Annotated in this window: 17 protein-coding genes and 3 pseudogenes; 6 read left to right on the top strand and 14 right to left on the bottom strand. The window is 63.5% G+C overall.

Annotated elements, in window-relative coordinates; genetic code table 11:
- Positions 1-15 precede the first annotated feature (15 nt).
- Positions 16-393 carry a VOC family protein gene (locus BOX37_RS13420; RefSeq protein WP_338039856.1) on the top strand — a complete coding sequence of 126 codons (378 nt, stop codon included), beginning with the start codon at positions 16-18 and terminating at the stop codon, positions 391-393.
- 71 nt (positions 394-464) lie between these two features.
- Positions 465-1,250: a hypothetical protein gene (locus tag BOX37_RS13415; RefSeq protein ID WP_071927933.1), complete on the top strand. Its 786-nt coding sequence runs from the start codon at positions 465-467 to the stop codon at positions 1,248-1,250.
- Positions 1,251-1,298: 48 nt separating this feature from the next.
- On the opposite strand, the gene phoU is transcribed toward BOX37_RS13415, so the two are convergent.
- From phoU to BOX37_RS13400, 3 genes and pseudogenes are all read right to left on the bottom strand, one after another.
- Positions 1,299-1,973: a phosphate signaling complex protein PhoU gene (phoU, locus tag BOX37_RS13410; protein WP_071927932.1), complete on the bottom strand. Its 675-nt coding sequence runs from the start codon at positions 1,971-1,973 to the stop codon at positions 1,299-1,301.
- A 211-nt stretch (positions 1,974-2,184) separates the two neighbouring features.
- Positions 2,185-3,156, bottom strand: a pseudogene (locus BOX37_RS13405) (zinc-binding dehydrogenase); the annotation flags it as partial.
- A gap of 7 nt (positions 3,157-3,163) precedes the next feature.
- On the bottom strand, positions 3,164-3,358 hold the full coding sequence (locus BOX37_RS13400) for a hypothetical protein (RefSeq protein ID WP_240505334.1): 195 nt from the start codon (positions 3,356-3,358) through the stop codon (positions 3,164-3,166).
- Between the two features lie 202 nt (positions 3,359-3,560).
- On the opposite strand from BOX37_RS13400, the gene BOX37_RS13395 reads away from it, so the two are divergent.
- A complete protein-coding gene (locus BOX37_RS13395) occupies positions 3,561-4,316 on the top strand; it encodes an oxygenase MpaB family protein (protein WP_071927930.1) in 756 nt (251 codons plus the stop codon).
- 150 nt (positions 4,317-4,466) lie between these two features.
- On the opposite strand, the pseudogene BOX37_RS13390 reads toward BOX37_RS13395, so the two are convergent.
- The 10 genes and pseudogenes from BOX37_RS13390 to BOX37_RS13335 form a co-directional block, all read right to left on the bottom strand.
- Positions 4,467-5,264 (bottom strand): annotated as a pseudogene (locus tag BOX37_RS13390) (IS5 family transposase).
- A gap of 272 nt (positions 5,265-5,536) precedes the next feature.
- Entirely contained in the window at positions 5,537-6,202 is a 666-nt protein-coding gene (locus tag BOX37_RS13380; protein ID WP_071927929.1) for an MspA family porin, read from the bottom strand.
- A gap of 80 nt (positions 6,203-6,282) precedes the next feature.
- Entirely contained in the window at positions 6,283-6,945 is a 663-nt protein-coding gene (locus BOX37_RS13375) for an MspA family porin (RefSeq protein ID WP_071927928.1), read from the bottom strand.
- Between the two features lie 853 nt (positions 6,946-7,798).
- Entirely contained in the window at positions 7,799-9,748 is a 1,950-nt protein-coding gene (locus tag BOX37_RS13365; protein WP_071927926.1) for a primary-amine oxidase, read from the bottom strand.
- 135 nt (positions 9,749-9,883) lie between these two features.
- Complete coding sequence (locus BOX37_RS13360) at positions 9,884-10,441, bottom strand: flavin reductase family protein (RefSeq protein WP_206045822.1); 558 nt, start codon at positions 10,439-10,441, stop codon at positions 9,884-9,886.
- A gap of 27 nt (positions 10,442-10,468) precedes the next feature.
- Complete coding sequence (locus tag BOX37_RS13355; RefSeq protein ID WP_071931465.1) at positions 10,469-12,223, bottom strand: dipeptide ABC transporter ATP-binding protein; 1,755 nt, start codon at positions 12,221-12,223, stop codon at positions 10,469-10,471.
- A 71-nt stretch (positions 12,224-12,294) separates the two neighbouring features.
- Positions 12,295-13,182, bottom strand: coding sequence for an ABC transporter permease (locus BOX37_RS13350; protein ID WP_071927925.1), 888 nt, complete (start codon positions 13,180-13,182; stop codon positions 12,295-12,297).
- Complete coding sequence (locus BOX37_RS13345; RefSeq protein WP_156910386.1) at positions 13,182-14,207, bottom strand: ABC transporter permease; 1,026 nt, start codon at positions 14,205-14,207, stop codon at positions 13,182-13,184. The genes BOX37_RS13350 and BOX37_RS13345 overlap by 1 nt, the downstream gene beginning before the upstream one ends.
- A gap of 5 nt (positions 14,208-14,212) precedes the next feature.
- Positions 14,213-15,694: an ABC transporter substrate-binding protein gene (locus tag BOX37_RS13340; protein WP_167659933.1), complete on the bottom strand. Its 1,482-nt coding sequence runs from the start codon at positions 15,692-15,694 to the stop codon at positions 14,213-14,215.
- Between the two features lie 68 nt (positions 15,695-15,762).
- A complete protein-coding gene (locus BOX37_RS13335; protein ID WP_206045821.1) occupies positions 15,763-17,139 on the bottom strand; it encodes an NtaA/DmoA family FMN-dependent monooxygenase in 1,377 nt (458 codons plus the stop codon).
- A 1,209-nt stretch (positions 17,140-18,348) separates the two neighbouring features.
- Between BOX37_RS13335 and BOX37_RS13325 the strand changes: the two genes are divergently transcribed.
- Positions 18,349-18,738: an IS5/IS1182 family transposase gene (locus BOX37_RS13325; protein WP_071927921.1), complete on the top strand. Its 390-nt coding sequence runs from the start codon at positions 18,349-18,351 to the stop codon at positions 18,736-18,738.
- Positions 18,739-19,019: 281 nt separating this feature from the next.
- Positions 19,020-19,139: pseudogene (locus tag BOX37_RS36370) on the top strand (ATP-binding protein); the annotation flags it as partial.
- Between the two features lie 25 nt (positions 19,140-19,164).
- Here BOX37_RS36370 and BOX37_RS13315 read toward each other — a convergent pair.
- Entirely contained in the window at positions 19,165-20,271 is a 1,107-nt protein-coding gene (locus tag BOX37_RS13315) for a helix-turn-helix domain-containing protein (RefSeq protein WP_084759603.1), read from the bottom strand.
- A 329-nt stretch (positions 20,272-20,600) separates the two neighbouring features.
- Here BOX37_RS13315 and BOX37_RS13310 point away from each other — a divergent pair, with 329 nt between their 5' ends.
- Positions 20,601-20,738, top strand: a complete 138-nt coding sequence (locus tag BOX37_RS13310) for a hypothetical protein (protein WP_156910385.1) — start codon at positions 20,601-20,603, stop codon at positions 20,736-20,738.
- Positions 20,739-20,758: the final 20 nt, after the last annotated feature.

Below are 20,758 nucleotides of genomic sequence, written 5' to 3'. Positions count from 1 at the left end.
GAACCCGATTCGTTCATGCTGGTAGACATGGCAAATCGATGGGTCGGGATCACGATCGACTGCGCGAACCCCAAGCGACTGGCCTCGTTTTGGAGCGCGATCCTGCGAATCCCCGCTACCGCCGAACATGGCGATGATCCGGGATGGGCAACCATCGGCTCGCGCTTTGATAGCAGGCCACGCTTGACCTTCCAACGAGTGGCTGAGCCCAAGACCGGAAAGGTCCGCATCCACCTCGACATCGAGGTTGACGACATCGAAGCCGGTCGCCGTCAGGTCGAGAACTTGGGCGGCCGCTGGTCCGGCGAGCGGCACGACTACGACGAAGGAGTTGTCATGGTCATGCGCGATCCCGAGGAGCACGAGTTCTGCCTGGTCCAATACTTCCGTTGAGGCACCGACTGGTCACTGCACGGTTTGACGAAACCCATAGGGACACCCCCCGCACCCGACCCGCTGACCGGGTGCCGGATCCCGACGCGATCATCGACCAGCTGGCGCGACCGGTCCTCGGGTTGCGAGCGGCGTTCGACGGTACCGGGAGCTCGGGCGACGCGGTCGCATTGCTCGAGGCCGCAGGACCAGGTCGAGCGTGGGGTGGCCGGCAAGACCGCCACGACGCACTGATGTTCGGCCACATGGAGATGACCGGCCGCAACGCAGAAGATGGCTGGCAAACCGAGGTTGTCCAGAACACCCCGATCGGCCAACGCCGCCACGACGCCGGCCAGGTCGATCCGAACGCGCACGTGGTCAAGAACGTCACCGAGTACAAGGCGGGCTGGGTCAACCGCGACGAGGGACTCAAACAGCTCAAGAAGGAGCGAATGCTGCTGGCCACCCATCAGATTCAGGAGGTCAGCGAATACGTCATCCGCGCCAGCGATCCCCCGCATCCCGAGGTTCTCGCCGAGGCGAAACGGCTCTCCCAGAAGTTCCCCGACCGGTTCAAACTGATCGAGCTCTCGGAAAGAGAGTTCGAGAACGCGATTGAGCTCGGCCGCCCCGTCGTGCAGGCCCGAGCCGCCAAGAAGCTCGAAAAGGCCATCGAGCAGGTCCGGGACGCGCCGGAGATCAACGCGGCCACCCCCGCGCTACGCGATTTCCTGCACGAGGTCGACAAGGCCCACGAGCGCGGTCAACCGATCGAGCTCGGCGACCTCCTCGATACCCGCGATACCCTCGCCAACCTGGTCGAGGCCGAGTGCCTGACTCCTCCTGTGCTGCAACGTGCATCAGTGGCAGGATGAAAATGGCTCACTGCTGCTACCTGGCTTCGGCGATGTCCAAGCGGGGCACTACCGGTCGCGGGGTCGGGTAGCGGCCCACTCCTCGGGGTTGCAGCCGGTGGCCATGAAAATCGTTCGGCGGCCGACTTCCACGGTGTGGTCGGCAAACCGCTCGTAGTATCGGCCCAGCAACGTCATGTCGACAACCATCGCCTTGCTGCTGTGTCCGTCGCAGGCGAGCACAGCAGTCAGCAGTTCATGGTGCAACCGGTCCATGGTGTCGTCCTCAGCATCGAACCGAGCGGCATCCTCGGGATCGCCGGAGGCCAGGACCGCAGCGGCAGACGTCGCCATCGCTACCGCCGCCGCACCCATCCGGGCCACGATCGAGCGCATGGATTCTGGGACCGCGTGTTCCGGGTGTCGGCGACGCGCGATGTCGGCGATGTGCTCGGTCAGGGCGCCCATTCTGTGCAGGTTGGCGACCAACTGAATCGCGGTGACTACTTTGCGAAGCTCGCCCGCCACCGGGGACTGCAACGCCAACAGCGCCACGGCAGTGTGTTCGCACTGATCGCGCAGGGTATCGAGTTCCTGACAGATCTCGATAGCCCGTTCGCTCTGTTCCAGATCGGCGTTGAGTAGCCCACCGGTCGCCGCCGCGATCGCCGCGCGATCACGCAGGCACATCGTGTGCAGCTGGTTCGCGAGCTGCTCAAGATCTTCATGGAAGCGCGTCCGCATAGCTCATCATCGCCTATCAGGGTGTCGTAGGGCCCAGATCCTGCCGAGACCCATCGTGTCGCGCTGGTCGTCGTCGTGCCCACCGTCACGAATCGCGCCGGTCCGGCCTTGATTGCCGAGTATGGGAAGGCCAGTCGCTGGAGAAGTTGCGTAGCCGGTGAACTGACCGCTAGGAGTCCGGGGAGGCAGTTCCCGACGCCACTCCCCTCACTCAGCCCGGCTGAATGGCGGGGTCGAGAACAATTTTGACGGCCCCGCCGGTCTTGTGCTGAAACATCTCGTAGGCGTCGGGTGCGGACGCGAGCGGGAGCCGGTGGGTGGCAAAGGTTTCCACGCCGAGCGGGTCGTCATCGCCGAGCAGCACCATGATGTCCTCGGCCCAACGCTTGACGTTGGCCTGACCCATCCGGAGCTGGATCTGCTCGTCGAACAGGACACGCATCGGTAAGGGATCGAGCATGCCTCCATAGACGCCGACCAGAGATATCGTGCCGCCCCGCCGAACAATGTCGATAGCCAGCTGCAGCGCCGCCAAGCGGTCCGCACCCGCGGTGTTCATGAGCTTTTCGGCCACCGCGTCCGGTAGGAGCGAGGCCGACCATTGCGCGGTGGCCGCCACCGGCGAGCCGTGGGCTTCCATACCGACCGCGTCGATCACCGCATCGGTGCCGCGCCCATGGGTGGCCTCGCGGATGATGTCGGCAACCTCACCGTCCGCGGCGTCCAAGTCGATGGTCTCGACTCCGAATCGCACTGCGCGAGCGAGCCGTTCGGGCACTCGGTCGACCCCGAAGGTCTTCAGGCCACGCTGCGCCGCGATCCGACAGGCCATATCGCCGATCGGGCCCAGACCCAGCACGGTGAGTGAGCCTCCCTCGGGCACCGCGGCGTATTCGACGGCCTGCCACGCGGTGGGCAGCACGTCCGACAGGTAGAGGAATCGGGTGTCATCCGGCCCCGAGGGAACTTTGATACGAGTGAAGTCCGCGTGAGGTACCCGCAGGTATTCCGCCTGACCGCCCGGGACCTGACCGTAGAGCTTGGAGTAGCCGAACAATGCCGCGCCGCTGCCTTGTTCACGCACTTGCGTTGTCTCACACTGGGTCATCAGACCGCGGTCGCACATATAGCAGTGCCCACAACTGATCTGAAACGGGACCACGATGCGGTCGCCGACAGCTAGTGCCTCGTCAAGCAACGTTGGGTAGGTAATCGGGGTGTCGGATCTTGGATCCGACGGCGAAGTCGCGGATCGGTCCGGCGTGCTGGTTGCGCCAGCGGATGTAGTTGCCGATCGCGGTGTCTTGCTCGTCGTGGCTGCGGTGGTCGGTGCCGTTGAGCGCGAAATACCGCAGCGCAGCGAACTCGCACTCGATCCGGTTCAACCAGGACGAATAGGCTGATTCTTCACATCCACATGAAGGTGGATCAATCCGTTGACAGACATCCGAGGCAATGAGAGACTTTGAGCATCATTTTCTCAGGCGTGCCGAGAATCGCCAATCTTCGAACGGGGTCAATGATGACCACACCACTTCCCGTACCCGCCGCACCGCAATGCCTGATGCGCGGTTGAGGAAGTCATCGATGCGCCACCGAAGAGGAACCTCGCTGCTTCGCCGGTACGTCGGCGACCGACGATTCCTGCTCGCCTTGCCACGTGCCGTGGGGCTGCAGATTCTGCACCCGGCCATCGCGACGGCTCTCGACGAGCACATGGCGATGCGGCTGTGGTACCACAAAGCGCGGACCGTCTCGCAGACGATCGACATGGCCTACGACGACCGGAACCAGCGGCACCGCATGCTCAACATTCATGGGCACATCGGTGGAACCGACGACCGCGGCGCGCGGTTCCACGCGCTGAATCCGAACCTGTTCCACTTCCAGCACGCGACCTACGTGGAGACGCTGGTAGTCGCGATCAATACCTTCATCTCGCCGATGTCCGATCGCGACCACGAACGCCTGTACACGGAGTGCTGCGAATGGTATCTCCGGTTCGGGGTATCCGCGCGCGCCATGCCACCGGACTGGGCGGGTTTCCGCGACTACTTCGAGCGCACCTGCGCACAGCAGCTACGCCTCACCCCAGCCGGTCACACGCTCGCACCCGAGGTCTTACGGCCTACCAGCTGGGTCCCACGACTCCTGCCATCCGTCGCCGTCCGCGAGTTGCTCCACCCTCGCACCAGGGAACTGCTCGACGTGCGAGCGCGACCAGGAGACCGGGCCGCGTTCCGCTCCTACGCCACCGGCCTCCGGATGGCGGCAACGATAGCGCCGCCGTCGATTCGCTACGTCCCGTCGGCGCGTGTGGAGAGGCCGCTGCGGCCGGCGTAAAGCATGATCTTGGAGCAGTCCCGGGTCCGTGCAGACGGAGACCCGCGGCCCGCCTGCCCGGCGGCAAGAACCGCATCCACTCGGAATTGCAAAGCAGGTCGCTGAAGATGCCGTTAACTCCGAAATCGATGGTGCTGCTTAGAGCTCCTATCAGGTTCGATTGCTGAGTCGTCGCCAGCAGATGAGCGCAGCGGCGAGGTCGAGAAATCCTTGATGGATGTCGGTGCGGCGTTCCCAGCGGACGGCCAGGCATCGGTATTGGTGCAGCAAGGCCAGGGTTTGCTCGACGATCCAGCGGCCGGCGGTCACCTTGTCGCGGGTTCCGCTGCGTGGGATGTAGACGGTGATTCGTCGTTGCTCGAGTTCGTCGTAGACGCGCGGATAGTCGTAGCCCTTGTCCGCGATCAGGGTCGTGATCTTCTCGCGTGGTCGGCCGGGGCGTCCTCGCAGAGGCCGCACACGGTCGAGTAGTTCGGGCAGCACGAGGTGGTCGTTGATGTTGGCCGCTGATTGAACGATTGCGAGTGGTAGGCCGTTGCCGTAGGTCAGGATGTGGTGTTTCGCTCCGGTTTTGCGGCGGTCGACCGGGCTTGGACCAGTGTCGGCGCCCCCCTTTTTGCCCGTACGTGTGAGCCGTCGGGGATGACGCGGTCGAAATCGATCAGTCCCGCGCGGTGGCAGTGGGCGAGCATCGTGGTGTGCATGGCCTCGAATACCCCGGCGGCCTGCCAGTCGCGTAGCCGACGCCAACAGGTCATGCCGGACCCGAATCCCAGTTCTTGTGGCAGGGTCTTCCCACCCGATGCCGGTGATCAGCACGAACAGAATCCCTTGCAGGACAAGTCGATCGTTCATCCGTGCTGGTCCCGGTGTTCCCGCCGCCTTGACCGGTAGTAGCGGTTCGATCACTGCCCACAGCTGGTCGTCCACGATCCACGGCGCTGCCACGACGAAACATCCTGCACTACAAGCAGACTCGTCGCCACCCGACAGAACCTGTTAGGAGCTCTTAGTACTCCAGCAATAGATCGTGATCCTGGTGCTGGTCGACCCTCGGGCAGTAACGAGGTGCTACCGCGATGTTCATCGCGGCCGTCACCGGACGCATTTATGCCGTCACCGCGCGCTGGCTCGTTCGGGCCCCGCAAGAGTCGACGAGCGGGTTTCGTCCGTCGAGCCAGCGCGCCACACCAACGGTGTGATCACCTGCGCTCGATCGTTCAGCCGAGGCTGAACGGCTGGCCCCACAGGGTGACCCAGGTGGTGACCGATTCGGTGATCACCTCGACGCCGATGAACGACCGAGCCTGGGCATAGCCGCCGCAGCCGTTCAGTCCGATGGTCTCATCGGACCAGGTCACCGAGCCGGTGCTGCCTTGGAAGCCGTTCAGGACCGAGTGCCTTTCGTTGCCGTAGTCGTCGGGGCTCTCAATATCGAGCACGTAGAACGATTTCGCCTGGCCGGGGCCGATGGTCAGGTTGCCGCCGGTTTCAGCGCTGGGACTCACCGAACCTTCGCTGTCGACGCTAGCGGCAGCGCCGCCTTCGGCGCCGCCGCCGGTGATGTTGACCTGGCAGCCCACTACGTAGCCGGGATAGATGTAGCCGCCGGGTTCGCCGCCGCCGGCGATCTCGACCTGGGCACTACCGGAAACCCACGCGTTGCGGTGCACCGGGGTGGACCCCATGGACGGGCTGATGGTGGCCGACTCGCCCACCATCCGCACGGTCACCACCGTGCCGTCGGACAGCGTCTTGACGAGTTCACCGCCGGGCAGCGGTACGAAGGTATCGGCATTGGCGGCGCCGGTGGAGAACAGACCCATGGCGATGGTGGCAGCGGCACCGACGCCGGCAAGGCGTGCCACTTTCTTGCGGTTGATCATGGTTGGACCCTTCGAGGGGAAAGCTCGCGTGGTACGCGAGGGGAGGTTCGTTTCGATACGACGTGGACGGATCCGCCGGTTCAGCCGATGCTGAACGGCCGGCCGTACAGGGTCGTCTTCGAGTAGTGGTCGCCGATGATCTCAACCACCGTGTACGACCGCGCCTGCGCGTAACCCGCGCAACCCTGGATCTCGATCTCGGCATCCTGGTACTCGACCGAGTACCGGCTGGGCTTGGTGATGTTCTTGTAGTCGATCTGGACGAACTTGACCTCACCCGGGCCGAGCTCCACGCCGACCGAGCCGCCGATGTTACCGCCGTTGAGGTTCACGCCGAGGGACCCGCCGAGGCCGATGGCATCGTCACCGATGCTCACCTGGCAGCCGACGATATAGCCGGTGTTCAGCTGCGAAGCGCCGTGCGTCGAGGAGTTGTTGGTGCCATCCGCACTGGTCGGGCCGTTGTTCGGGCCGACCTCCCCCTCGGGGGTCACCGCGACATCGGCGGCCGCGTTACCGGAAACCCAGACGACCCGGCCCGCGCCGTTGGCTGCCATCGAGGGCGAAATAACGGCGTGTTCGCCGGTACGGGTGATGGTGACGCCCGGACCGGCCTTCTGGCCGTCCGGTAGCGGCACGAACGTATCGGCATTGGCAGCGCCCACCGACAGCAGGCCCACGGCGACAGCGGCCGCGCCGCTTGTTGCGGCGATCGTCGGTCGCGTGGAAAGGAAGGTTCTCATTGTCACGTTGTTGTCCTTGTCTTCGGTACTGCTGCCTCATGGCGGCTGTCTCTGGCCGGGAAATTCGGACCGCCGTCCAGTCACTAGATCTGCCGGTCCCGGAAACCACGCTTCGTGGCCGTCCAATCGCAGAAAAGAGTCGACGTTCCACTAATGCGTGGGCAACAGGCATAGGGGCTTCTCCTTGCGCCCCCCGTTCATTTGCAGGAGCGCCTTGTCTGGCGTGTTCCCTATATGAGTTCCGCGTTGAAGATATTCACGTCGTCGATGACGACGCCGTCGAGTAGTCGGTAGAACTCCTCAACGTTCTGGCGTCATAAAGGTGCGTTCGCGTTGTGTGGTCGTTGTCGGGCAGAGAACTACTTTCTCGAGATACGGATTGTCCGGCCTGAGCGGCTGGTCGAGGGGAGGCGCTGAAGGGCGGTGAGCATCCCGACCCGACCGCAGTGAGCGGCCACTGAGCGCCAAACCAAGACGCCGATCGCCAGCACGGATTCGGTGGTGGCCACAAGGAGTGCGACGTCAAGGGGCACGGTGGAAAGTCCGCTGTGGGACGGGCCGTGATGTGGCATCTGGTGCGTCGAGTGATCGCCTGCCATTGCGATGTGTATGGCGATCATTCCCAAGTTCATGGTCGCCGCGAGCGTCCAGTCGCGCACCGAGGGCAATGACCAGAGATGAAGCGCACAGAGCATGCACCCAGCGATCATCGCGGCCATTAGGATGGTGAGCAACGGTTGCGGTCCGCTATGCCCGTCCAGCCTTTCCGTATGCAGTGCGGCTGATGCTAAAGCCAAGCCGGCACCGACCCGGCCCAACCGCCGTGTGGTTCGGGTCGGTGCCGCGGGGTACTTCACGCGTGGTCAGCGGGGTCAGCGCAGCAGTGCGTGGTGGTGCCGGTCGGCACTCCGAGAGCGGGGTTTCGGTCGAAGAATCCGACCGGCTTCAACTTGAATCCTGCGTAGTCGACGGGCATGACCGGCCAATCCTCAGGGCGCGGAAAGTGGGTTAGCCCGAAGGTGTGCCACACCACGATGTCTTGTGCATCGATGTTGCGATTCCCGGCGACGAAGGCAGGCAGACCCGCCTGCCCGGGGTGCTGGTTCACCAGGTCACCCGCTGGATAGCGTTGTGCGGGGTCATAGGGCGTCACCCACAGGTTTTTGGTCGCGAACGCAGCGCGGGCCGCGATGGAGCTCGCGTCATCGGCGAGCAACACGGGCTGTCCCTCCGGGTGCAGCGCATAGCCGACATCCTGGCCGAGCCGGTTCTGCTTGGTCGGATTGGTGATGTGCCAGGTTCGTGCTTTGCGGTTGTCGGCAACCCGTTGTGCCTGGGACTCGGTGAGCAGGGTCGTCTTCTGTGCGCGGAATGCGTTGCCCCACGGGTTGTCCGGGCCCACCGGAACCCGCACCGCATCGACCTCCGAGACGGTGTTGACGTCGCCGTCGACGGCCATATCCAGTCGAGCGGAGAACAGATGCTGGTGGAACGGGGCGCCCAGGCCGGGTGCCACCTCGGTAGCGAAGCCGCCAGGACCGCGGTAGGCGGAGGGGAATACGACGCCGGTCGCCTTGGCTTCGAGTTCGACGGTGCCGTCGAGATACAGGTACCAGTAGAAGCCGTAGTCGTAGTTGCCTATCGTCAGGAAGAACGAGATCACCAGCCGACGCGATCGCCGCGTCTCCGACATGCCGTTGAACGTGTCGGTGTGCTTCCACAGCACACCGTAGTCCTCCTCGTGCAGGCAGATAGCGTTGCGCAGCACCTTCGGATCACCGTGCTCGTCGGCTGCGGTGACGTCGAAGTAGTGGATCTCGCCGAGGCAGTCGCAGCCCAGCTCGAGGGAGTTGGTGTAGCGGCCGAACAGGTATTCACCTTGGTCGAAGTAGTTCTGCCAGTAGCGCACCGGTGACGGATCGGCGTAGGGCACAACCATCTCGGCGATCGAAGCCCGGTAGATCACCGGACGCCGAACCCCGTTGTCGTCGAATGACAACTGGTGCAGGGTAAGCCCTTCGCGCACGTCGAATCCGAACCTGAAATTCCAGTTCGCCCAAGTGATCTCGGTGCCGTCCACGGTGAAGCTCGGCCCCTCGGGCTGGGTGATCTCGATGGGTTTGAGATCGGCGCGGATCGGCGCGGCGTGCGGAGCCGCATTCCATTCGCCCCGCTCGACGGGAACGGGCAACACGACGTCGTCGATCACCTGCACGACCTGACGCGCGACCAGGTCGACGTAGGCGTTCACACCGTCGATGGGGTGGGCCCACGGTAGATCGACTGCGTCGTCTTGGTGGAAGGCCAGTACTCGGACGATGCGGCGACCGACCTCGTCGTCGTGCCCGAATACGCCGGCCGACAACGGAACTGCACGAACCTTCGCCGGATCGATAGCGCGCCTTTCCATAGCTGCAACCCATTCGACGCTACCGAGCAGGTACTCCTCGATGTCGGCGAATTCCTCGTCGAGGATCGGCACTTGCCCCTGCGTCGCCGAGTCGATCGACGCCGAGCTGGCGATCTCGCCGTTCGTGACCGACACGATGTGGTCGGTCCCAGCCCCGGTCGCGCGGTCGAGCAGCAGCACTCGGGCACGCCGCTCGATGAGGTCACCGGGGGTGAAACCCTGCACCATCGACTTATGTGGTTCGTCCAACGCGACATAGACGAACCGCACGCTGTCGCCGACGAGCCCGGCGTCGGTCAATACCGTCTTGACCGCGCGAATCTCGTCGGCGGACAAGGGCGTCAGCGGATGATCGGCGTGTAGGCCGGTGTGTGCGGCTTCGGTGGTGGTCATCGGTAGGCCTCCTGATCGATACGGTTCTTGTCTTGGCGCCGCCAGGTGATAACCGCGACGACAGCGAGCGCGATCCAGCGGTGATCTTTGCCGCGGCAGGTGGGGGGTCATGTGCTTCTTGCCGTGTGTTGTGAGTCAAGAGACGGCGATCGATCCGGTGGCGGCGAGTTCGCGGAAACGTGATCGGTGCCAGATCAGGGGCTCGGCCTCCCCGACGCCGAGCCGGCTGACTTCGAGCAGGATCAACCAGTGGTCCCCTACATCGTCCACGCGGTAAATAGAGCACTCGAGCCAGAGTGCTGCGCCGTCAATGAAGATCGCGCCATTTTCGCGGGTCTCGACCGCAACCTGCTCGAAGCGGGTTGCGCGGTCCTTCCCGGCGAGTTGTCGGGTGAGGTCGCCCTGTCCTCGGCCGAAGATCGACACGCCGAGCGACGTGGCACCGGACAGGGCTGTCCATGTCCCGGAGCTCTTTTGAACAGCGACCGCAACGAGGGTCGGGGCCAAGGAGACCCCGACCATGAAAGACGATACGACGAGCGCGTGCTTGATTCCGTCCCGTTCGGCTGACAGCACTGCCACGCCTGAAGGGAATTGTGAGAACGCGTGCCGAATGGCTTTCGAATCGGCAGGCACGATCTTCTTCTCAATCACTACTTCTCCAATTGAAATGATCTGGACGATGTGATTCACGCCGGGTCCGGCGTTCTCAGGGCCCGTTCATGCGGTGAGACGCACCTCGGGGACCGCGTCGTAGAGGGCCTGGGTATACGGGTGGCGCGCCTGGGTGAACAGCGATGCGGTGGCACCCTGATCGACGACTCGTCCGTCCTTCATCACGATTGCCCGGTTCGCGAGACTGCGGACGACTGCGAGGTTGTGGGTGATGAACAGAAGCGAGACGCCACTGCGGCGAAGATCATCCAGAAGGTTGACGATGGCGGCCTGCACCGAGACGTCCAAGGCCGAGGTGACTTCGTCGCAGACGATGATGCTGGGTCTTGCGGCGAGTGCACGTGCGATGGCGACGCGCTGCTTCTCGCCCCCGGAGAGCTGACCGGCGTACTTGCCGAGAACGCGCGGAGAGAGCTGAACGCGATCGAGGAGCTCGGCCAGTTCGCCTGTCGAGGCGCGAGTGCCGGCGAGCATCTCCAACGGTCTCCCGATGATCGACCGGATGGTGTGGGACGGATTGAGTGAGCGGTCCGGGTTTTGGAATACGATCTGGACCTGCTGGAGTTGTTCGCGGGTGCGGGCTTTCGCTTGACCCGGCAGGGGCTCGCCCCGGAACAGGATCTGGCCACCTGAGGGCTGATGCAGACCTGCGATACACCGGCCGGTGGTCGTCTTTCCGCTGCCGGACTCCCCGACGACGGCCACGCATTCTCCCTTGCCGATCTCGAAGCTGACATCCTCGACCACGACGTTCCTGCGTTGCCCCTGGCCGTAGGCTGCGACCAGATCGCGCACCTCGATCTCGGGAACTCCGATCAGTGGGGCGACCATCTCCTCGCGGATCGTCACCCGCACCGGGACGGAGTTCGGGCGCACGCACCGGATGTATCCGTCGTCGTGCGCCGGAACGACCGGGGGGTACTCCTCCGCGCAGAGGTCGGTGGCGACGGGGCATCGTGTGCGGAAGAAGCAGCCGCTCGGCCGTTCGCCCGGTTGCGCGGCGGTACCCGGGATACCAGTGATAGCGCGTCCGGTCAGGACGCTCGGTACCGAGTTGAGCAGTTCGGCGGTGTAGGGATGGGTGGGATTGCGGAAGATCTGCATACAGGATCCGACTTCGACCAGACGCCCCGAGTACATGACGCCCACCCGGTGGGCGATCTCCTGAACCACGGCGAGGTCGTGCGTGACGTAGACAAGGGCTGATTCACGTCGCGCCGCAAGGTGGGCTACGAGTTCGATGATCTTCTTCTGGGAGGTCGCGTCGAGCGCTGTGGTCGGTTCGTCCAGCACGATCACGCTGGGCCGGCCGACCAGTGCCATTGCGATCAGGATGCGTTGCTGCTGTCCGCCGGAGAGTTCGAACGGGTAGCGATTGATGAATCGCTCGTCGGCGGGAAGCTCCACATCGCTGATCGCCTCGATACATCGCTTCCGGGCGTCGGCAGCGGCCACCCCGTGCACCGTGAGGGTCTCGACCATCTGCGAGATGATCGTCCGGCGCGGGCTGAGCCCCTTGCTCGGGTCCTGGGGAACGTAACTGATCCGGGAACCGCGAACAGAGCGCAGGTGCCGAGCGGTGAGAGCAGCCAAGTCGGTGGCGCCCACCCTGATCTCACCCGCGCTGATTCGCGCGCTGGCGCGGGCGAAACCGAGCAGCCCGAGCGCGACGCTCGACTTCCCGCAGCCTGATTCTCCGACGAGAGCGAAGATCTCCCCCCGCGAGACATCGAAACTGATCTCGTCCACGATCTCGACGCCCGACTCTGTCTCGATACGCAGACCGCGCACCTGAAGCACCGGTTCCTGCTCCGGATCGCAGATAGCGGGTGTGCTGGTCGTATCAGGTCTCAGCGATGCGCGAGCGCTCATCATCGGGTCCTTCCGCCCACGGAACGGGCAATCGAATCGGAAACACTGGTGACGGATACGGTGAAGAGCGCGATGGCTATGGCCGGCACGACGACCGCGATGGGTTGTGTCAGGAGGCCGATCCGGTTCTCGTTGATCATCAGGCCCCAATCCGCCGCCGGCGGCGACTGGCCCACGCCGAGGAAGCTGATACCCGCGTAGATCAAGGCGGCGAATCCCACCCGCGCGCCGAAATCGGCGGCAAGCACAGACCGGGTATTGGGCAGGATCTCCCGCACAGCGATGCTCAGCCGGTTCTCACCCCTGGCAAGCGCCGCTTCGACATAGTCCGCCGAAGCCGCCTCCCGGGTCGCCGCCCGCGCCACCCGAATCGCTCCCGGGGCCAGAACGACCGTCAATGCCGCGAGCGAGGCACCGGGCCCGGTTCCCAGACTCGCCAGTACGAGCAGAGCCAGAATGAGCGCCGGCAACGACAGCACCACATCCACGATCCAGGTCGTGACCAGATCGAACCGGCCTCCGATCGATCCGGCCAGCGTGCCGATCACTCCTCCGATCACCAACGAGATCAGGGGAGCCAGCAGCGACAGTATGACGAGAGTGCTTCCGCCGTGCAGGAAGCGGCTGAGGACATCACGTCCGAGATAATCGGTGCCCAGCAGATGCGTTCCGTTCGGAGCGCCGAAAGGAACGCCGGCAACCTGCGTGATGCCGAACGGCGCCACGAATGGACCGACGATGACGATCAGCAGGATGATCGCGAGCACCACCACACCGAACCGGCCGCCGGACGTACCCGTCGCGAGCCTGTACACAGTCCCTGCACTCGCCGCGGCCCGCCTCACGAAGGAGGCACGGGTGGGTGCAGTCGTCGAGATCGCAGCCATCAGAACGCACCTCCGCGTCGCAACTGCGGATTGAGCGCCATCGCCACGAGATCGGCGATCAGATTACTCAGGATATACGCAGCACTGATCAGGATCGCCAAACTGGCTACCGTCGTGATGTCACGAGTCGAGACCGCCTGCACGAGCATCGTTCCGATCCCCGGATAGTTGAAGACCATCTCGATCACGACTACACCGCCGATCAACGACCCCAACGCCAGACCGAGCATCTGCACCGTCGGGCCCAATGAGTTCGGCAGCACATGGCGAATGATCAAGGTGCGAGTCGGCACCCCACGCAACACCGCCATCTGCACAAAATCGGACTGCAGCACCTCGATCGTCGAGGCCCGCACCAGACGAGTCAACTGGCCCGCACCCACGATCAACATTGCCAACACGGGCAGCGCCAGGAGATGCGGCTGCTCCAGCGCCGTCAACCGGGGATTCAGCATCGAGACACTCGGCAAAATCCGGAGCCAGCTGGCAAAGATCAGCACCAGGAACGTGCCCACAACGAACTCCGGAGTGGAGAGGAACCACATCGTGCCGGTTCCCACGACCTGATCGACCATTGTGTCCTTCCGCATCGCCGACCACGTCCCCAAGGCCAACGAGACCGGAATCAACAACACCAACAGGCACCCGGTCAGGACAAGCGTGTTCCCCAACCGCGGCCCCACGAGATTCGCGACCGGCTGATGAGACACCATCGAGACACCGAGGTCACCGTGTAGCAAACCGGTGAGCCAGGACCAATACCGAATAGCCACTGGCTGATCCAAGCCGGCCGACTTCAACGCTGCCTGGAGAGCGGCCGGATCACCGGCTCGAACTCCTAACGCGACCTCTGCCGCATTCCCGGGTAGGAGGTTGGCACCGAAGAACACCAGCACGGACACCGCTAGCAAGGTGGCTACGCCCGCGGCGATCCGCAGCAGGACGTATCGCAGAAGTGGGGGAAGCGACCGGCCTCCTCGCCTGGAAGCGGAGACCCGATGACGAAGCGACTCAGTGATAACCATTGTCGTCACTTCACCATCACGTCGGAGAAGTCGTAATCACCGAACGGCATCCGCATATTGGTAGTGAGTCCGGAGACGTAGTCTGCATGCGCGGTGACGAGGTTAAGGAACGCCGGGATGATGTACGGGCCCTCGTCGTAGATGCGCGTCTGCGCCTCGATCAGGTGTGATCGCTGATCGGCGGGGCCACTGGACGAAGTCGCGGCCTCGTAGGCTGCGAGGAATCCCGGATCGGTCCAAGCGGTTTCGCTCAGACCGGAATCGACGGCCAGCGGGCTCATCTGCATATTGATCTGAGTACCGATCGGACGCCCCTCCCAGTACGTCGGGGACCACGGCTGCTCGCTCTGCGGGGTCGCGTAGAACTCGGCCATGGGCATCTGCTGCACGGTGATCGTGACGCCCGCCTTGGCGGCCGACGCAGCGAAGAGCGTGACCATCTCGTTCATGCCCGGAGCGAGATTGGTGGTCGGCAGGCTGAGAGTGAGGTTCTCGTAGCCGGCCTCTTTGAGCAGCTCGCGGGCTTTGTCGTCGTCGTAGCTGCGTTGGGGCAGGTCGGCGAAATTGGGATCGAACCAGCCGAACAAGTCGTTGCCGACGGCCGCGTTCCCGCCGTAGGCGTTACTGACGATCTGATCGCGATCGATCAGAAGACGCATCGCCTCCCGTACCCTCGGGTCATCGAACGGCTTCATCCGGGTGTTCATCCGGATGCCCACCCACGACCCGGAAGGCTTGTTGCTGACAGAGAGGCCGGATCGTTCGAGCTGCGCGATCCCGCTGAACGGCACACCCGAGATCGCGTCGACTTGACCAGACATCAGCGCATTCAACCGTGCGCTGTCGTCGTTGATGGAATCGATCTCGACTTTTTCCAGCTTCGGAGCGCCGCCCCAGTAATCGTCGTTCCGAACGAAAGTCGACTGCTGGCCAGGCGTGAAGGATTCGAACTTGAAAGGACCTGTTCCTATGGGCCGCTCAAAGCTGGTGGTACCGTCTTTGATGATCAGCTCGTTGGTATCGACAAGCGTTTCGGGGAAAAGGAAGTTCGGTGCTGTCAGCGGCATTTGCAACGTCAGATCGTCGACCTTGTGCAAACCCGGCCGATCCACATTCGACCAAATATTCGCGGCCCAGGTCTTGTTCTCGACGTTGTAGTTGATCGTGTAGATGGCATCGTCCACGGTCAGCGGCGTGCCATCATGCCACCTCACCCCGTCACGCAGCTTGAGCGTCCACACAGATGCGTCGTCGTTGGGTGTGAATGATTCAGCGAGGACGTTCTCCACGATCTCATCGCCTGACCCCATCTTCACCAACGGCTCGAAGATCTGAAAGGCGCGGGCGATACTCACTTCCGTGTCCATATGGGTCGGGTCAAGGGTCTCCGAGGTGCCCGCACCGACGATTCCGACCCGGAGCACGCCTTCACCTGAGGCGCCCGGCGTGCAACCCGCCAGAGCAGCGGCCCCGGCGAGCAGCGTCACCCCGACTATCGCCGAGACGACTGAACGAACGCGGCCTCGGGCACGCCGCGTAAGTAGCGAATAGGGCATTATTGTCCTTCCGGCAGGGTGCTGTGCTGCGGTTGCTCAGGTCGGGCGGTTTGCGCGACCCTGTAGTCGGGTCCGTATTGCTCGCGTGCACCGAGGTGCTCACGCAGAGTGGTGCCTTCGTAGTCGCGATGGAAGAGCCCGCGGTTTTGAAGAATCGGCACTACGTTGTCGACGAACGAGTCGATGCCGTCGTCATAGACGTCGATGATGATCCAGAATCCGTCGATCGCGCCCGATTCGAACCACTCCTGCATATGGTCGGCGGCTTCGGTCGCGGTCCCGACTTTGGCGGGATGCTCGTCGAATACCCCCAGCGCGAGGATGTCACGGACACTCCATCCCTCGCTCGCCAAGGCATGAGCGCGGGGTATCCGGGCGTGCTCCCAGATCGGCATGTCGGGATGAGGAGGGCGGAGCGCGCCGATCTCATCCGGCTCGAGCACCCGATCGAGGTCGTCCATCGTCAGCGGCACCCCGAGCAACTCACCCAGCTGCGGCACCAGCTGAGGAAACTGCGATTGCAATAGGGAGACGCGCCTCTCGATCGCCTCTCGTTTGGTGCGGGCAACCGTGGGGTAAAACCCTGCGATAAACTTCACCCCGTCCGGATCACGTCCGGCTTCGGCCGTATACCGTCGGAGGGTCTCTCGTTGCGAGCGCGCATCCTCAATCGACGACGCAAGACCGACCACAAGGTCCGCGCAACGACCGGCAAGGCGAAATGAGTCCGGTCCCAGCCCGGAATGGACCATGACGGGCTGTCCCTGGTCGGAAGGCGGGATATAGAGCGGGCCTCGCGACGTGACGTAGTTCCCGGCGAAGTCGACCGGCTTGACTCCACCCGGCCTGGTGTACTGCCCGGCTGCCTGGTCATGGGTCCACGCGTCGCGACCCCAACTCGCCCACAGCGACTGGACCAGTTCCACGCTCTCCCACGCTCGACCGTACCTGTCCTTTCCGGGAAGAACGGCCGAGCCGAAATTGGCCGCGACCTCGGGATGAGCGGATGCAACCACGTTCCAAGCCACTCGACCATGGCTGATGTAATCGACAGTTTTCAACTGCTGAGCCAGGGTGTACGGGTAATTGAAGATCGCCGATGCGCTCACGACGAACCCGATCCGCTCGGTCGCCCGAGCCAGTAGGGCGGAATGGACGATGAGGTCCGGAGTCATCTGCGGACCGAAATGCTCGATGTCGACGACATGGTGCGGTCCGTTCGGGAAGAACAAGAACTGAAGTTTTCCGCGCTCCGCTGCTCGCGCATGACGGATCCGCACGTCGTAATCGAGGTAATCGGCCGGATCAACCCCTGGTGCCCGCCATGAGTCGGCTGCGGCACCATAGCCATTACCGAGCTCCATACCGATGATCATCTGCCTTGCTTGCATTATGAGTCGTTCTCCTTTCGACGTGGAGTTAGAAGTGCCGCCCTATGTCGCTCCCGATGAAATCCGTGAGTCGCATCAACAAACGATAACCTGCCACGGATCGCGGCCGATTGGAATGCGCCTCGCCTCCCGTACCGTTGGGGTACCGAATGCTCTCATATGGGCACTCATCAAGCGACGGAGGAACTGCGGGGATGCGAAACAGCGCGCGACTCGAGCCATTCCTTGAATTGAGCGTTGTGAGTTGACAATGTTGGTGATCGCGGAAACCCGGGTAGATGCGACTACATCTAAGTTAGGCGTTCTTTCCCTGAAGTGGTTATCGCTGAGACGCCAAGGTTGTGTTCGTTTGCGCCATCCACCGGGGGCGCGTATGCGTAACCGTCGATCCGTCGTGCCTGACCTGTCGGCTGACAGGTTGAAAGGACCACTTCGTAGCCGGTCTTACCACGAGCATCGGATGACCTGCTTGCCACTGATGGGGCGCCCTGACCGGCTTGTTCGCCAGTTATGGGACCAACTCGGCGTGGCCGCGGGGGTTTCCGGGCGCTCGGCCGCTGTATGGGGCGGATGCTGCCGGAGGTTTCGGTGATCGGGGTCAGAGTGATTCTGCGGCTCCCCGACACAACCGATCTCAGGGCGCTGCGACATCAACGCGGAGCGACCCTCGTCCATGCCGCTATGAGTATCGGCGCCGAGCCCGCCAGGCTCAGCGAACTTGAGCGAGGCAAAGGGCCTGACACCCTCCTAACGGCACGCTACCGCCGCTGGCTCACCGCCGGTTGACATGAATAGGAGCATCATTCCGACCTGCCACCTGGTCGTGCAGCCGCCCCGGCTCTGAATCGTTACGCGACACCGGAATTGGGGTTCGGAAGGCAGCGCACGACGGCGCCTGTCGCTGATTGTGAACCCAGGGCGGAGGTGCAGGTCGATTTCGGGCGGCTCAGCCTGCTCACCGGTATGCAGGGCCGGCGTCGGGGTGGTGAAGGGTTTGATCCTCACCGCAGTGAACCCGGACAACATGAAGGTCATCGTCGATGCGGCGAGCCCGACCGCTTCGCGGTTGGACGATTCGCTCCGCGAATACGCCGACGCCGGTGGGTTCGTAGTCGACCCGGCGCGGGTCCGTAGAGCTCCCAACAGGTTCTGCCAGTTGGTGACGAGTCCTGTTGTAGTGCAGGATGTTTCGCCGTGGCAGCGCCGTGGATCGTGGACGACCAGCTGTGGGCAGTGATCGAACCGCTATTGCCGGTCAAGGCTCCGGGAACGCCGGGACCAGCGCGGATGGACGATCGCGCTGTCCTGCAAGGGATCTTGTTCGTCCTGATCACTGGCATCGGGTGGGAAGACCTACCGCAGGAGCTCGGGTTCGGGTCCGGTATGACCTGCTGGCGGCGGCTACGCGACTGGCAGGCCGCCGGGGTGTTCGAGGCCATGCACACCACGATGCTCGCTCACTGCCACCGGGCGGGATTGATCGATTTCGACCGCGTCATCCCCGACGGCTCGCACGTGCGGGCGAAAAGGGGCACCGACACCGGTCCAAGCCCGGTCGACCGCCGCAAGACCACCACATCTTGACCTGCGGTAACGGGCTACCGCTCGCGGTCGTGCTTATCCGCGATCAAAGTCGTGATCTTCTCGCGTGGTCGGCCGGGACGTCCTCGCAGCGGCCGCACACGATCGAGCAGTTCGGACAGCATGAGATGGTCGTTGACGTTGCCCGCTGACTAGGGCTACGACTATCCGCGGGTCTACGCCGAGCTCGAGCAACGACGGATCACCGGCTACATCCCACGCCGCGGCACCCGCGACAAGGTGACCGCCGGCCCGCTGGATCGTCGAGCAAACACTGGCCTTGCATGCTCGTGCAGTCGGGGATGGAGCGGCTGCAATCAGCCGCCCACGAACTCGTCGTCGAAGGCGACTCCTACCGAGACCGACAGAAACCGCGACGCAGCAAACCAGCCACATCGGATTGACCGACACTCCGATCATCGGCCACCATCAGCACACTGCCCGCGACCGGACCAACCCGGTCCCATGCCCATGGCGAACCGGTGGTCCTATCACCTCGGTAGGCGACAACCATCGGCGACGGTACTGACGCGGACTCTCGCCAGACCAGCGGCGGAAAGCGTGACTGAAGCTCGAGACTTCCAAGTACCCGACGAGGGACGCGATCTCGCTGATCGTTGCATCACTCGAGCGAAGCATGTCCGCGGCCCTCTTGAGACGCACAGATGCGCGAACTCGACGGAAATCTATACCGCTCTCGGTAAGCCGGCGCTGAAGGGTGCGTCTGCTGATGCCGAGTTCCGCCGCTACACCATCGAGCCCCGAATGAACGTCTATCATCCGCTCCAACGCGTCCGAAACCAGCACTTCGATGCTTTTTCCAGGCACTGGACGCATATCGGAACGGTCTAGCTTCGCGACGTATTGCTGGTGAAGTAGCTGATCACCATGAGGCAGCGGTACCTTATCGAGCTCGACAGGCCAGGCAAATAGTAGCGGCCCCTCTCCGTACCGGATTGGTGCGTCGACATAGTCGGACAGTCCGAAGGCGGCCGTCTCGGCGGGCACCTGAATATCAGCGAATGGGAACGGCGCGCCCCATAGCTCGGTGTATAACACCACTCCGGCGATCGCCTCCCGAACAACTTCGAAGAGATGTCCAGGAGTGCCTGGCGCGAGATGGTGGTCGAACGCTATTGCCAGTCCGGTAAACAAACCATCCTCTCGCACCGCCGGGTACCTCCCGGTTCCCCCGCCGTGCGTCTCTGCGAGATACCTGACGTGGCTCAGCGTGGGAGCAGTGATGTTGGCCATGCCGAAATCCCCCCACGCTCTAAAGGTGTTTCGACGCCCACACTCGACCCAGATGTCAAGACGATCACGCGTTGTGGCGGCGAATAGCGTGTGGAGATCGAGTTCTTGTTGTCGCGTAATCTCGCTGTCGTGCCGGGAAAGGATGTCCGGGGAAATACCCGCAGCGGTCAGAATGCTCGCAGAATCGTAGCCGTTCCTGTCAAGTAGCTCGCAGAGGATATGCACGTCCATAATTAAACCGGGGGGAATAGCCCGGGCCGTTTCGACGACTGTCAGAACCATAAAATCACCTCGTACTCACGTAGAAGCATAATGGACCCCGATTGTTTCCGCACCGTTTCACTCGATGCAAGGTATGTAAACGGGCTCTTCATGCCAGCGGTGGACAGGGCAGGGCCACACGCCGGGTTCGGGATGCGGCGTGGATTGCCCGCTGGTGGCGGGCCTCAGCAACGACCGCAACCGTTCCAGGCTCGGTGCCGGGCCTTGCTCGCAGCCGATATCCGGAGCCCGGGCAGCGCCGGACGCGGCCGGCGACGATTCACCGATAACTCCTTGTGACCGGTCGTCGCCTGCGTCGCCCGGCCGCCTCGATCGAGAGGAACGCCGGTATGAGCACTCCGATGGACCGCGAGGCGGCTGACCGCATCAGCGAGCCAGCCGAACGAGACGCCGAGTCAGCATCAGCGACCAGCGGGTCCGCAGAGCCCGCCGAGGCTGCCGCCGACCGCAACGAAGAAGACGACTGAACCGGCCTAGAACAGGCCAC

This window comes from Nocardia mangyaensis, assembly GCF_001886715.1.
GTDB lineage: Bacteria > Actinomycetota > Actinomycetes > Mycobacteriales > Mycobacteriaceae > Nocardia > Nocardia mangyaensis.
This window is presented reverse-complemented; position numbering and strand designations above follow the sequence as displayed.